Raw genomic sequence first — 14,704 nt, forward strand, 5'->3', positions numbered from 1 at the left:
GTTATGAATTAAACCAAAAGTTCTTTAATATATTGAAGCTTAAAGATATCTTTAGATATGGAAGTTATTGCAGAAAATAGAAAAGCAAGGTTTGAATACTTTATCTTAGAAGAATTTGAAGCAGGTATGATACTCTTAAGTAGTGAAGTGAAATCACTAAGGGAAAGAAAAGCAAACATTTCTGATGCTTACGTTACTGAAAAAAAAGGTGAAATATGGCTAAACAATATGCATATCGCAGAGTATAAAGCTGCAAACCAAAAAAATCACAAGCCAAAAAGAGAACGTAAATTGCTTTTGCATAAAAAAGAGATAAACAAGCTAATTGGTCAAATCAAAACCTCTGGAATAACTGTTGTGCCACTTTCTATCTATTTTAATGATAAAGGGTTGGCAAAAACTAAAATTGCCATTGTGAAAGGAAAAAAACTCTATGATAAGAGAGCAACCATAAAGCAGAGAGAGTGGGAACGTGAGAAAAGTAGATTATCTAAGAATAATTTGTAGTAAAATATGTCTTTAAGTCCAGTTATTTTTAGCATCGGTCCTGTTTTTATATATTGGTATTCTTTAGCATATGTTTTGGGTATAGTTTTTGCATATTGGTATTTACATAAGCTAGACAATCAAAAAATATTTACTAAGAATTTTTACGATTCGTTATTAACAACTACTATTATAGGCGTTATTCTTGGGGGCAGGCTTGGCTACGTGTTGATATATGATCCAGTTTTTTACATAAGCAGCCCTATTGAGATATTAAAGACCTGGGAAGGAGGAATGTCATTTCATGGTGGTGCTATAGGAGTTTTGCTTGCAGTAATAATCTCCTGTAGAAGATATAAAATTCCTATATTTTACACACTAGATCTAATTTCTTGTGGAGTTCCAATAGGGTTACTTCTAGGTCGCATAGGCAATTTTATAAATGGGGAGTTATTTGGCAGACTAACAAACGTGCCGTGGGGTATGATATTTCCAGAAAGTGGTGATAATTTGTTGCGCCACCCAAGTCAACTTTATGAAGCATTTTTAGAAGGAGCGCTACTTTTCGTAGTTGTAAATTCACTATTTTTCTTGAACAAAATGAGATTGTATTACGGTGCAACAACTGGTATTGCAGTTATGTGGTATGGAATAGCACGTTTTGTGGTTGAATTTTTCCGCGAGCCAGACTATCAAATTGGCTATTTATGGTTCAATTTAACTATGGGACAATTTCTTTCTATACCTATGATTTTGCTGGGAATGCTTATATATTTAGGTGCGTTGAACTTAAGATTTAATACGAAATCTGTTCAATAGAGAAAAGGTAAGTTTAATCGAAAAATATAGTGGAAGTTTATTTATTCCATACTATGTACAATTATGTGAATTTTTTGTCTTGCAGAGAATAAATGTAAGACCAGCAAACCTTCGTTGTATAGCTATAAGAAAAACTTAGTAGCTACTGACCAAATTCATTACTAAGTAGATATTCATTTTCCACCAGAATATTCCTGATTGAGAAGCTACTTTATTAAAACATATTTTTAAATTTTTGCAAAAACCCTGGTTGATTATCATTAACCTTTGTGAAGGCTATGTTTAAACTGTATCTCGGATCATTTGGCATATCATATCTAATATTCAGTATTGAAAATTTGTTTTTATTATGAACAGAAACATCGTCATATGATAACTTTGTCGTGTAGCACTTTATATGCTTTTGCTTATCATATACTATATCACCTGATTCCCCTTCTAGTTCTATAAATTTAGTTTTTTTCTGACATTCTTTTATTTTTATTAGATCCTTGTCTAGTGATATTGAAACCGGTAGTGTATTACCAGCATACTCTTTAGCTAAAAGCTCACTTTGAGGATACATTTTTATTTCCCTTCCAAAATGTGAGTCTATAAAATTATTGCTCCAAAATGTACATATTCGTCAGTAGAATACGGTACACCACCATAATTGCATTGAACTTTGTAATCTCCAACACCATTATTTTGAAAAAAATCATGAATGGCAGCGTAACTATCAGCAGCATCATTTATGTAATCCATTACCTACCCCTTAAAACCTTTTAATTTATTATATCACAAGAAATTAAATCTATCAATAAAAAGACTTTTTTTGATATCAAGTATCTAGGGAGCATATTGATAGGATTGTGACATTCGTATTTCCCAGTTCTTCACATACTGCTGGACTAATTCAGGATAATTTTCAATAATTAATAAATTTTCAGCGTTTCCCTTTTCAGCTGTCTTACTGAGGTTAAACGATCCTGTGATGACTTTTTGATTATCAACAATTATTACCTTATTATGAGCAATTTTTGGCTTATTATCGATCCAAATCGGTATTCCATTTGAAAACAATTCGCTTATGACACTATATTTTGAATGGAGTTGTGATTTATCTAAGACAACTTTAACATCAACACCACGCTCTTTGGCGTTAATCAAAGATTTTGCAACTGTTCCAAGAGTAAATGCATATTCTTGAACTAAGATAGATTCTTTAGATTGGTCTATCTCGCTGATTATCGGTACAGCACAGTCTTCTTCAGGTGAGAAGCAAACTGTTGCTTTTGGGCAAGATGAGGATATAGGACCCGCATAGTAGTACAGAGAAAAACATGCCGACAAAAATAAAAGATATAAAAGCCTCACAAACCACACCTAAATACACGGCGGTAGTCTACATCATAGCTCAATCACCTGTCAACCCATATTCCTTCCACTTCTCTGTAACTTTCTTTATTATTTCCTCGCTCATTTCAATTTTTCTTCCCCATTCTCGTTTGGTTTCAGGTGGAAGTTTGTTTGTTGCATCAAATCCTATTTTACCTCCGAGACCACTTTCAGGAGAAGCGAAGTCTAAATAATCAATTGGAGCATTCTCTATCATGATTGTATCACGTACAGGGTCCATTCTTGTTGAAACTGCCCACATTACTTCCTTCCAATCACGTATATTTATATCATAGTCAACAACTATAATAAATTTCGTGTATAAGAACTGTTTGAGAAAAGATAGTGTGCCCATAATAATTCTTTTTGCATGCCCTGGATAAGCCTTTTTTATCGATACTACCGCTATTCTATATGAGCAACCTTCTGGAGGCAGGTAAAAGTCCACTATCTCTGGAAATTGATTGATAAGAATTGGCACAAAAATTTCATTGAGTGCTTCACCAAGAATTGATGGTTCATCTGGCGGCTTACCAGTGTAAGTGCTGAGATAAATTGGATCTTTGCGCATTGTAATTGCAGTGATGTTAAACTCAGGAAACTGTTCAACAGCATTATAGTAACCGGTATGGTCTCCGTATGGCCCTTCATCTCTATACTTATCCAAACTTACATATCCTTCTAAAACAATTTCTGCATGAGCTGGCACTTGAAGAGGAATAGTCTTACAATTTACAAGCTCAAGAGGCTTTTTGCGCAGCAGCCCAGCAAATTGGTATTCTGACAATGTCTCCGGCACCGGAGTTACCGCAGCAATAATCGTTGCAGGATCGCTACCAATCACAGCAGCCGCAGGAAACTTCATATTTTGCTCCCTCTCCTTCCACCGTTTATGGTGACCTGCACCACCACGATGTGCAAGCCAGCGCATGAGAGTCATTTTTTTATTCACAACCTGCATACGATATATTCCAAGATTAAAATTATCTTGCTTGTCTGCTGTTGGTCCTTTTGTTACCACAAGTGGCCAAGTGATAAGCGGTGCAGGCTCGTTTGGCCAGCATGTCTGAATAGGTAGCAAACTAAGATCCACCTTATCCCCAGTTAGCACCACCTCTTGACATGGGGCTTTGCTCACAACTTTGCTCCGCATCGACAATACAACTTTTAGTAGAGGAAACATTTTCACAGCATCTTTGAAGGTTTTTGGCGGCTCAGGTGATCGCAAAAATGCTAGAAGTTTACCCAGGTCCCTTAATTCATCAGAATTTATACCAAGCCCGAATGCAATTCTCTCAATAGTACCAAATAAATTCACTAAAACGGGAATTGAATTTTTGCCATTTTCTGTGACAACATTTTCAAAGATGATAGCTGGTCCCTTGTTTGACAAAACCCTACGATGAATTTCTGTCATTTCAAGAATAGTTGAAACTTCTTTTTTAATTCTAATTAGATCTTTTTTTTCTTCTAATGCTCTGATGAAGTCGCGTAAGTTATTGTACATATTTTAAAAATTTTAAGCCTTTTAAGAAGTGCTTTTCCCAGCACAACTCATTCACTTATTATTATAGAGGCTCTGGAAAAATTATTCTCTAGCTCGCTTTTTAAGTTTTTATATTCAGCAGTTTTTAACTCTTCATTGGTAATAAAGCTTTTCTTTATGGTTATTAAATTGCTAAATTCGGTTCCATCATTTTGATATTTACACGACCTATTTACATATAACCAAGGAGAATTTATTTCAAAATTCAAATTTTCACAATTTTTAATTTTGATATCTTTTATTATCATATGGCTTTCCTTAGTTTTAGGAACACCAATAAAAAGGTCTGACACTTGGTCAGAAGCTGTATTGACAACATCATTAAGCCAATTATCTCCTAAATTCAAAGCCGGCCCTAGATTTGTCTTGAAAATCTTATTTTTTTGCTGGAACTCATATTTAATTGTCAGATCCTCTACATTACGCAAGGTAAGGTCAGGCAATTCTAAGAACTTCTTTTCTTCTTCATCAAGATATACTCCACTAATCATACGAAAAACAGAATCTCTTAATTGCTCATCTGAATAATATAATCCAACACCTGTTAAGCCTAAGGCTGCTTCCCCTTGCACGGTAAGCTGGCCATATTCATTTACAACATTATCTTCTATAGTTAATTCACTATGGGATATCACTTTTGAATTTTCACCTTGTACAGCAGGAATCTTTATGTAATCTGCTTCCTCAGAATCCAGTACTAGAGCACTCCTATCAGCAATGTCTGGAAAAATACCCTGTGCCATACTGACGGTATTAGTTGGATCGATCCAATATATTTTCCCACCTCTATTTGTTACTTTGAGCATCACATGATTAAAATTACCCATATTAGGTAATGCTTCAGGATTAGAAGTGCTAGTAGTTCCTCTCATAACTAAAATAGGTTGAACTTTATAACCAAGTTTTTGCAGAATAGCAGCCGTGCTAGCAGAAAAGTCTTTGCAATCCCCAACTTGAGAATCAGCAATTTTCTCTAAATCTCGTGGAAAATATTTTCCTGAGACTGTGCGCCAATCTCCCATATATTGAACTTTTTCATTCAATAAAGAAGTGACTGCATTAATTTTCTCCTCATCAGTATTTTCATTGGCAGCATATTCTGCTATAGCTATAAAAGTTGCAGGAAGTGGCTGATTAATGACGCTATGATATCCAGGAGCTAATTTTTTAGCTAAATCATCCCATTTAGATAGGCTCGACAATGATACCCAAGTGTTGTGTTTTGTATTCAATATTCCATTATGTGGCTCATTTATTGTGTTTTCATAAACTGCTTTCTTTAAGGTAATGTTTATATAATGTACACCATCCTTTTTTTCCTCAGCAATCTCTAATACGCTTCTTGGATCATTAACTTTAATCTCTAGAGGCAATTCAGAATTGATTTTAGTATTTTCTGCTTGTAAATAATCCCCATAATACGAAAAGCTCAAGCCATAAAAATTATCAACGGGAACCTTTTTGTTAACTTGCTTATATCTTAAATATACTTCCGTACCAATTTCTATTTTAGGGAATGAGATGGTTACTTGCCTTAACTGATCGAAACCTTTGCTAGGGCTAGCCAGCGGTTTATCCTCCATCATGTCTTCAGTTACTATATATTCTTCTCCGTTGTAAGTTGTTTTAGCCTCTAAAACAGTAAAATCTGCACTATCATCATTGTAAACAAGACTGTATAGAGAGAACCTATCACGTCCGGATTCCTTGAGTATTTTTGCTTGTAGTTCTACTTCCGTTTCGTAGGTACCATCTCTATTAACATTAATGTTAACATTAGAAAACTTAACCTCAACAGAAGCATCTTCGTACTTGCTCCACCTTGCTTCAGCTATAGTAGACATGAAAAATACTAGTAATGCTAAATTAAAGATAGTTTTTAGAAATTTCATTACGTCACCACATTTACTGAAAAATTATTTTACTAGACTTGTACAATGCCACCTACAATACAAACAGCCAACTGATTAGGGAAGAAGCTTATTTTCTAGAATGGCCGTTTCCTTCTCTCTACCAATTATTGGCTCGTTCATATAATTTACCGCCGTGTTTGTCAGCATTATATGCGGCGGTTATAAAATAATCAACTTTTTTACCGCCGCGGTTACAATTGTTATACGTGGCGGTAAGGATTGCTTAAATCTCAAATGCCTTATTATACACAAGTTTTCGTTACTTAATATCACCAGATTCTCTGATATAACATATATAAAGTTTGCATTTCTTGATAAAAATGTTTTAACATTGAGCATTTCTTTAATATTTGTATTCTTTAAGTAAGTATATGTCTAAGATACCATTTTTATTGATCTTTATACTTGCAGTAGCAAGTTTACCAATAATAAACAATTGGCTTTCACACCGCAGTCCAATCTTAAACGATGACCATATAAGTGAGAGATTAGATGACTACATCAGTAAAAATTTTGATAAGATCATAAAAACTCTCCAGGAAGAGTCAGCTAAAAATAGTTATGCTAATGCAACCAAAAATAAAATTTCTCAGCATAAAAATGAAATATTCGACTCTACTTATCCTTACTCAGGAAATGAAAATAGCAATATCATAGCTGTAGGTTTTTTTGACTATTCTTGTGGATATTGCAAAGCTATAAAGAACGACGTAAAACAATTGATCAATGATGGCAAAGTTAAGTATATCTTTAGGGATGCTCCAATACTTGGTAACAATTCTTTAAAGGCAGCAAAAGGTGCTTTAGCAACTTATTTTATCGATAAAGAAAAGTACTTAGATTTTCACTATGCTGCACTAGATCACAGAGGAGAATTTTCAGACAAAACTATATTAGGTATAGTGAAAAATATAGGGGTTAACGAGAACGATTTTAATAACTCTATGAAAAATAATGCAGACAAAATTGAGCAAATGATAAACAACAGCAAACTTTTAGTAAGGGATTTGGGAGTAGGCGGTACACCTTTTTTGATAATAGGAGATAGTCTTTTTGTAGGAAAAACTGATTTGAATATATTACGCAAAAAAGTGAATGAGTTAAAAGATTAATAAAATTCCTGCTTGACAGCACAAGAAAGTTTAAGTATAATTAAGTTAAGATATAGTAAGTAACAATATGTATAAGCTGCATATTAGTTCAAGAAAAGTAGGTGATGTTTCCTTGCAATACAGCACGACCTTAAGTAATAAGCCTTCCTAGGCTGATTAATCTATTAAAATACAATTATTATTTTGGAGTTATAACATGAGAGATTCTAACTATGTAAGAGAGCCAATTGCTCTTTTTCAAAAAATCAAAGAAAATAAAAAATCAAGTGATTTATTGCATAATCTAAAGAGCGCTTATCCTGAAAAACTAAAAATCGGGGCTGCTATAAAGACAGGGGATTGCTTTTTTGACTCTGTGGCTCAAGGATTGAATGAATTAAACATAAAACCTGATTATCGTTTTACTGCAAAATCATTAAGAAAAGACTGCGCAGATTATGTTGAGCAACATGGTAAACAAGATAGTTGGGCCTATAAAGCAGTAATAAAAGACGCTGCTATTGGTGGCTACTTTGTTGAGCTAGAAGGTCCATATGGTCCTATACAAGATCCAAAAACTAAAATAAATATGATAGATGAGAAAAAGACTTTTCATCAATACTTAAAAAATATTAAGAATATTGCCACAGGAGCTGGTTCTACACCTATATGGGGTCGTCCAGAGATTGAAGGGAGAATGATATGTGAAAAGTATAAAGTGAAAATTGAAGTGATAGCACTAGAAGAAGAACTTATAGATGGTAGATATATTACTACAGGTGAAGAAGGTGAAGGCGATAAGGTTGTTCGTATAGTGAATTACATGAGGCATTTTGTGCCACTTCTAAGTGAAATTTCTGAAGATATAACAGAAAGTCAACCAGTTTCTAATGAAGAAATCTTTGGTGAGGTTACAGAAGTTCCTGCTTCTGATCAATCAGAGCAAAAAGAACAATATAATATCAGAACTAGCAAATCAGCAATTGTGCAAGATCATGAAACACAAAAAGAGAGAATTAATACCAGCGCTAGTGAGCCAATTCATACAGATACAGTAATTACTATTTCTCATCAACAAGGGCAAGAAACACAACAAGAGGCAATAGAAAAGAAATTAATCAATAGTTACAGAAGAGAAGCTATTTATAGCATAGCTGCTGTAATAACAGCTATAGCATTCACAGCATCTGCTATAGCTACTGTTTTTACTCAACCAATTCCTTTAGCATATCTTGCTGGAGTTGCTTTAGTTTTTGCATGTATTTGTATGTATAAGTTGACGCAGAGCCATAAAGACATTAATGAACTCAAAAGTGAGCCAAAGGAAAATATTGCCCATACTTTTCTAGAAGAAACGGGATTTAAAATTTATAGCCTGATTGATAAAGTAGCTTCAAAAGCTTAAGCTCTTTCTTACTTTATCTACACCAAATCAATTTTGTTTTCACAGGAGGAAATATGTCATTTACAGAAATTAGATTTCCAGAAAATATATCTTATGGTTCCACTGGAGGACCGGAATTTTCCACTGACATTGTAACAACTCATAATGGCTGTGAGCAGCGCAATATTAATTGGTCTCGTGCACGTGCCAGGTATAACATAGCTTATGGAGTTAGGTCAAACGAGCAGCTAACAGAACTCATAACATTTTTTCAGGCACGAAAAGGTAAAGCTATAGGGTTTCGCTTTAAGGATTGGTCAGACTTTACAGTTATCAATCAAGAAATTGGCATAGGAGACGATAAAAAAACGATCTTTCAACTGATGAAAACTTACATAAGTGGAAAAGACAAGCATACACGAACTATTAAAAAGCCAGTGCATGATACAATAAAAATTTACCTAGATGGTGAAGAGACAGAAAAATATTCAGTAAATTATTCAACTGGAGAAATAGAATTTATGAAACCACCAGCAAAAGGCACAATAATCACCGCAAGCTTCGAATTTGATGTACCAGTACGATTTGATACAGATTACCTAAACGCTTCTATTGATAACTATGGCAGTAACAGTTGGAATAATATTCCCTTGGTGGAAGTGAAATAAAGTTAAAGTATGCTCCATAAAAGTTAAGCGATACTGAGGCTCATATTTAAATGAGCCTTAACATATTTTAAAGTCTATCGCCCATTACAATGTTCCACACTCGAAATTTGAGGAAATTCTAATGTAGTGTTTTCTCTTTCTTGTAAAATAGAAAGTTTTAATAATTCTTTTAGAACTAACTTTACAAGTGTTGTATCATTTTCCTTAAAGAGGTAGTCCATCCTATTGGTTTTCTGTATGTGATTGACAAAATTTCTAGCTTCCTCATTAAAAGCCTCGATTGTGTTGATACAAGATAATACTAAATCCGAGCTATTTATCGCTAAAATTCCATTTACGAAAATATCTAATTTTGTTTTATCTTCAGTCAAATCTTCAGCTAACCTATTTCTAATATCATCATTCTCAAACAAAATGTACTCTAGGTACGAAGCAGACTCAATAAGTATAAAGTCTTCTAAAGGTAATGGTTCTAAACCATTTTTAACATAAGTCAATATGTTGAACTCAGTAATACACCCCTTTTTACTCACAACACAGTACTTGGGAAGATTACGATACATTGATAGCAAAGAAAAAAGACGTATTATACTTGTACCTCTATCTTTCATTTCCTCGAGAAGCTTTTTATCATTTATTAGTTTATGCAAAATGTAATCCGTAGCAGGACCTGGTTTGCGAAAACGAAACATATTATTTTCTGCAAAAATAGCCTCAGCTAATTCTATAGACTTTTTATCCTCATCTATAAAAGCCTTTTTGTCTCTATTTAATCGTATGATTTTAGCCTTGCTATTGCTGCGTAGTCTAGTTTGCCCTATTAGCCTCTCAAATATTTCTGTCTTCATATATATCTGATATTAATTAATATTAATATTTACTATATTAACTACTTTGAGAAAAATAAATGAAAATCTTAATAAATATTATACTTTTATAAAAAAATAAAAGTCTTTTTATATTTATATGAGTATATAAGAGGTTTGATTGTTGTAAGTTATCTAAGTGCTAGAGTCTAATTAATGAGCCTGCTTGAAGCCGTTCAGTGTTTGTACAGTTGTGCCTGCGCAACTTGCTTCAAAATTTCTGCTTGTTGCTGAGCATGGATATTAGCATAACCACATGCAGGAGATGCAGCAGCAGATCTTGCAATGCACTTAGGTCTTTTTGCTTGAGCATTGAGGCCAGACAATACCTCTTCTATCAATGGGTTGACAAAGAACCATCCTCCCATATTTTTTGGTTCCTCTTGACACCATGTAATTTCAGCGTTCTTATATTTTTCAAGTTCACTGCCTAGTTTATCGGCCGGGAATGGATAAAATTGTTCTAAACGCACTACTGCTATATCGTTTATTTTTTGTGCTTCAAGCATTTCAATTATGTCGTAATAAACTTTACCACTACATATTACAACTTTACGTATTTTATCACTTGCAACTAAACCTTTTCTACACTCTGGAATTACCGTAAGAAATTTTCCTTCAAAGTCAGAAAGGTTAGAAACTGCGCTTTTATGACGCAATAGTGATTTAGGTGTAAACACCACTAAAGGCTTACGAAAATCTCGATTAATTTGTCGGCGCAAAACATGAAAGTAATTTGCTGGAGTAGAGCAATTAACTACTTGCATATTATCCTCTGCGCAGAGTTGCAAAAATCTCTCTATACGAGCAGAACTATGCTCAGGCCCCTGCCCTTCATAACCATGAGGCAAAAGTAAAACTAGACCACTTGATCGCAACCACTTTGTTTCTGCTGATGCAATAAACTGGTCGATCATGATTTGCGCACCATTTGCAAAATCACCAAATTGCCCTTCCCAGAGCACCAGTGAATATGGAGAGTCAAGGCTATATCCATATTCAAAACCCATCACAGCATACTCAGATAGTGCGCTATCTATCACTTCAAAGCGAGCTTGCTTCTCACTTATGTTGTTTAGTGGAATAAACTCTTCCTCCGTTGCTTGATTGATAAGTCTTGAATGACGGTGCGAGAAGGTGCCGCGACCAGAATCTTGTCCTGACAAGCGCACTCCTATTCCTTCTTTAAGCAATGACGCGAATGCAAGACTTTCAGCAGTTGCCCAGTCTATGTTGCTACCGGAATTTATACTTTCTATTCTTCCATCAAGTATTTTTCTGACCTTATTATTGATATTAAAACTGCTTGGAATATTGCTATTTATGTGTACGCCCAATTTTTTTAGCTCATCTGGTGAAACACCAGAGTCCGTATAATATTCACTCAAATCGTTCAACTTTGCTCTTCTTAATTTCGACCACACTCCATCAAACCAGTCAGCTTTTTTTGGAGTGTAAGCCACTGACTCAGCAAGACTTTTATCCAACCTTACCCTAAATTCGCTGCGCAATTTACTTACTTCATCACTAATTAGGACTTTCTCTGCAGCCAGCTTCTCTTCGTAAATTGTTCCCGGAGTTTTATGCCTTGATATTGCTTTATACATAAGTGGCTGAGTAAAATTTGGTTCATCGCCTTCATTATGGCCATATTTGCGGTAGCATATTATGTCAATCACCACATCCTTTTTAAATTTCTGCACACACTCCATTGCCAAACTCGCGGCAAAACTCACGGCTTCTGGATTATCTCCATTAACATGAAATATTGGAGCTTCTATTGATTTTGCTACATCAGTACAATAAAAAGAAGAGCGTGCACAACGAGGATTTGCAGTAAAACCAACTTGGTTATTAATGACAATATGCACGATACCACCAACTTTATAACCTTCAATGTTGCTCAAAGTCAGGGTTTCAGCAACCACTCCCTGCCCGATAAAAGCCGCATCACCATGAATTGATATGCCAAGCACAGATCTCGTATTTTGTTTTGCTCTTACTCTTCCAGCTAGAACCGGATTTACCGCCTCAAGGTGAGATGGGTTAGGACATAAACTTAAGTGTATTTTTTTACCACCAGCAAGTGCTCGATCAGAAGAGTAACCAAGGTGATATTTGACATCACCAGATACCTCAAGACCACTTGGGTATGCAAGATTGCCTTGAAATTCAGACAGCATTGCCGCATATTCTTTCCCCATAACTTTGGTTAGAACATTAAGCCGTCCTCGGTGGGCCATACCAAGAACTATTTCTTCAATACCAAAAGCTGCTGAATCGCTAATAATTCTCTCAATTGCAACAATGGTTGACTCCCCACCTTCGATAGAAAAACGCTTATATCCAGGAAATTTCATATGGAGAAATTGCTCGAACATCTCAGATTCAATCAAGTGCCTTAGTATTTCTTTTTTATCCTGAGGGCTTAGCGTATAGACCTGATTTTCAATTTTCTCCTGCAGCCACACTCTTTCCTCATAAGAGGAAATATGCATAAATTCAAACCCGATGTTCTTGCAGTAAATATCTCTATATATTTCAGCATCATGCGCTGGAGAGATATTCAAATATTTCTGATAATCTATTTCTTTATTTACATGCGGTGATAATGGATTTAAGTCCGCAAAAAAATGACCGTAAGATCTGAAGAAATTTGCTAAGCTAGAAATTGAATCATCCGACTTGACTGCGTGCTGTGCATTGCAGGCTTCCGTTTTATTCATTTCTAAATTGCTTGAAAAAATCCTATTCCAATCCTCCCCGATTGATTTATCGCCCTGCAAATAACGGCTATACATTTCTTCTACAAATTCTGCATTATCACCATAAAGGCAGCTTAGACTTAGCATAATCACTACAAAAGATATCAAATACTTATAAGTATAACTTAAGTTTTTTAAAAAAGAACTTTTTTGATCTCTGTAGATTAAGCTAATGCATTACCGCTTTCTCACAGATGTACGAACATTCATTTTTGAAGGTAAACTGCACAGCAAATGTTCAGTGCATGACACCATTTATTTTTATGGTTTTGTCTATTTTATTTTGCCACTCTGCTAAACGGATACATTTAATTCCATTTTTATCGAGCAGATAATTGTCATATATTAGCTTAGTTCTCCTGTTATACTTAAATATAAATCAGCATAGCCCTAATTTTTTTATATATTTTACTTCTTTCTCTATATTTAATAACAGGCTTAAAAATAAATGGTAAACCTATAATTGTTAAGCTTAGAGCTAGGATTGAAAGTACACAAAAGGCTTTGTGTTTACTATGCAGCTCTTTCAAGTAAAGCATCAAAAATCTACAGAATTTTTTGTAATTTTCTTCAATATTTTTTTTGCTATGAGCCTTGTCAATAAATATATCTATTGCAGTATAATCATTACTACAATTAATTGCCCCTTTTTCTATTAATAGCTGAGCTATATCAAAATAATCCTTTTGAATAGTAAGATGCAGAGGTGTAAAACCTTGTTGATCACAAATATTCATATTGGCTTTTACTGCTAACAACATTCTTACAATTTCTACATGGCCTTTTTTAGCTGCAAGTAGCAGAGGAGTTCTGTTGCATCTAGTGACGGCATTAACGTTTACCTTAAGCTCCAATAAGAACTTAACTGCTTTAGTATCACCATTATAGCTAGCTTTATGTAACCTGGTGTTACCGTTACAATCTTGGTCATCTGCTTCTATTCCCTTTGAAACAAGAAATGTTACCATCTTTCCATTATTATGCTCAATAGCGCAATCCAGCGCATCAAAGCCATGTTTGTTTTTTGTGCAAATAAACTCTTTTAACCTAGCTTTTGCTTGCTTTACAATAAGCTTTACCAGTTGCATTTTGTTGTTATATGCTGCTAGAAAAAGCGTAGTATTATTTTCTGCATCTTTTGCTTCTATGTTTGCACCTTTCTTTATCAGATATTCTATAATCTCTGCTCTACTTTCATAATGTGTAGTACATTGATAAATGGTCAAAAATAAAGGAGTACGAAAGTTATTATCTTCACATTCAAGATTTGCTCCGCTATCAATTAAAATCTGGACGCTCTTTTTAGAACTGTATAATGAAGCTATGTGAAGAGGAGTATAGCCTTCTTCAGCATCTTTTTCATTAATTTTTGCGCCTTTTGTTATTAAAAAATCTATTAACTCTGTGTCATCTTGTAGTGTAGCAAGGTGAAGTGGAGTAAATCCATTTTTATCTCTAGAATTAATTGTCAGTTGATTAACAAGAAGTTTAGCAATTTTTTTGTGTCCATGCATAATAGCATAATGCAGTGGATTTCTATTTTCGTTGTCCACAACATTAAAGTCAGCTTCGTGCTCTAATAATGATTTTACTCCAACTAAATCGCCTTCTTTTGTAAACTTATGCAAGAGAGTGACTCCGCTTACATCTTTTGAGTTAATATCAAATCCACTTTCTACCAATTGATGTATGTCTTCCTCACACGCCATACCATTTTAATTAAACCCTTTTCGCATTAACAATACTCCCACTTAATTAAGTTTGAATGAATCTGCAAGAGATGTATCAC

At 34.4% G+C, this 14,704-nt stretch carries 13 protein-coding genes; 5 read left to right on the forward strand and 8 right to left on the reverse strand.

Features of this window, described 5'->3' with window-relative positions; all coding sequences use genetic code 11:
- Positions 1–57 precede the first annotated feature (57 nt).
- Both smpB and lgt read left to right on the forward strand, forming a co-directional pair.
- Positions 58–507 (forward strand): SsrA-binding protein SmpB, encoded by a 450-nt coding sequence (smpB, locus tag BVG17_RS02145; RefSeq protein ID WP_007301946.1) that lies wholly within the window; start codon positions 58–60, stop codon positions 505–507.
- 6 nt (positions 508–513) lie between these two features.
- Complete coding sequence (gene lgt, locus BVG17_RS02150; protein ID WP_063630552.1) at positions 514–1,305, forward strand: prolipoprotein diacylglyceryl transferase; 792 nt, start codon at positions 514–516, stop codon at positions 1,303–1,305.
- A 214-nt stretch (positions 1,306–1,519) separates the two neighbouring features.
- Here lgt and BVG17_RS02155 read toward each other — a convergent pair whose 3' ends face one another.
- The 5 genes from BVG17_RS02155 to BVG17_RS02170 all read right to left on the reverse strand — a co-directional run bounded on the left by BVG17_RS02155 (position 1,520) and on the right by BVG17_RS02170 (position 6,072).
- On the reverse strand, positions 1,520–1,870 hold the full coding sequence (locus BVG17_RS02155) for a hypothetical protein (protein WP_241653897.1): 351 nt from the start codon (positions 1,868–1,870) through the stop codon (positions 1,520–1,522).
- A gap of 26 nt (positions 1,871–1,896) precedes the next feature.
- Positions 1,897–2,049: a hypothetical protein gene (locus BVG17_RS09480; protein ID WP_241653896.1), complete on the reverse strand. Its 153-nt coding sequence runs from the start codon at positions 2,047–2,049 to the stop codon at positions 1,897–1,899.
- 84 nt (positions 2,050–2,133) lie between these two features.
- Positions 2,134–2,661, reverse strand: a complete 528-nt coding sequence (locus tag BVG17_RS02160) for a phospholipase D family nuclease (protein ID WP_063630553.1) — start codon at positions 2,659–2,661, stop codon at positions 2,134–2,136.
- Between the two features lie 40 nt (positions 2,662–2,701).
- Complete coding sequence (locus tag BVG17_RS02165; protein WP_063630554.1) at positions 2,702–4,189, reverse strand: UbiD family decarboxylase; 1,488 nt, start codon at positions 4,187–4,189, stop codon at positions 2,702–2,704.
- A gap of 47 nt (positions 4,190–4,236) precedes the next feature.
- Positions 4,237–6,072 (reverse strand): DUF3857 domain-containing protein, encoded by a 1,836-nt coding sequence (locus tag BVG17_RS02170; RefSeq protein WP_241654136.1) that lies wholly within the window; start codon positions 6,070–6,072, stop codon positions 4,237–4,239.
- Between the two features lie 440 nt (positions 6,073–6,512).
- On the opposite strand from BVG17_RS02170, the gene BVG17_RS02175 reads away from it, so the two are divergent.
- The 3 genes from BVG17_RS02175 (at position 6,513) to BVG17_RS02185 (ending at position 9,284) form a co-directional block, all read left to right on the forward strand.
- Positions 6,513–7,253 (forward strand): DsbA family protein, encoded by a 741-nt coding sequence (locus BVG17_RS02175; protein WP_063630556.1) that lies wholly within the window; start codon positions 6,513–6,515, stop codon positions 7,251–7,253.
- Positions 7,254–7,449: 196 nt separating this feature from the next.
- On the forward strand, positions 7,450–8,637 hold the full coding sequence (locus BVG17_RS02180; protein ID WP_241654137.1) for an OTU domain-containing protein: 1,188 nt from the start codon (positions 7,450–7,452) through the stop codon (positions 8,635–8,637).
- Positions 8,638–8,690: 53 nt separating this feature from the next.
- Positions 8,691–9,284, forward strand: coding sequence for a TIGR02217 family protein (locus BVG17_RS02185; RefSeq protein ID WP_063630557.1), 594 nt, complete (start codon positions 8,691–8,693; stop codon positions 9,282–9,284).
- Between the two features lie 74 nt (positions 9,285–9,358).
- Here the strand turns inward: BVG17_RS02185 and BVG17_RS02190 are convergent, their stop codons facing one another.
- The 3 genes from BVG17_RS02190 to BVG17_RS02200 all read right to left on the reverse strand — a co-directional run bounded on the left by BVG17_RS02190 (position 9,359) and on the right by BVG17_RS02200 (position 14,624).
- Positions 9,359–10,132, reverse strand: coding sequence for a hypothetical protein (locus tag BVG17_RS02190; RefSeq protein ID WP_063630558.1), 774 nt, complete (start codon positions 10,130–10,132; stop codon positions 9,359–9,361).
- A gap of 194 nt (positions 10,133–10,326) precedes the next feature.
- The gene (locus BVG17_RS02195) at positions 10,327–13,002 is read right to left on the reverse strand and encodes a 2-oxoglutarate dehydrogenase E1 component (RefSeq protein ID WP_063630559.1); all 2,676 of its coding nucleotides are present in this window, start codon (positions 13,000–13,002) and stop codon (positions 10,327–10,329) included.
- Between the two features lie 281 nt (positions 13,003–13,283).
- Positions 13,284–14,624, reverse strand: coding sequence for an ankyrin repeat domain-containing protein (locus BVG17_RS02200; protein ID WP_063630560.1), 1,341 nt, complete (start codon positions 14,622–14,624; stop codon positions 13,284–13,286).
- Between the last annotated feature and the right edge of the window lie 80 nt (positions 14,625–14,704).

This window comes from Wolbachia endosymbiont of Laodelphax striatellus (genome assembly GCF_007115015.1).
In the GTDB taxonomy this organism is placed as follows: Bacteria; Pseudomonadota; Alphaproteobacteria; order Rickettsiales; family Anaplasmataceae; genus Wolbachia.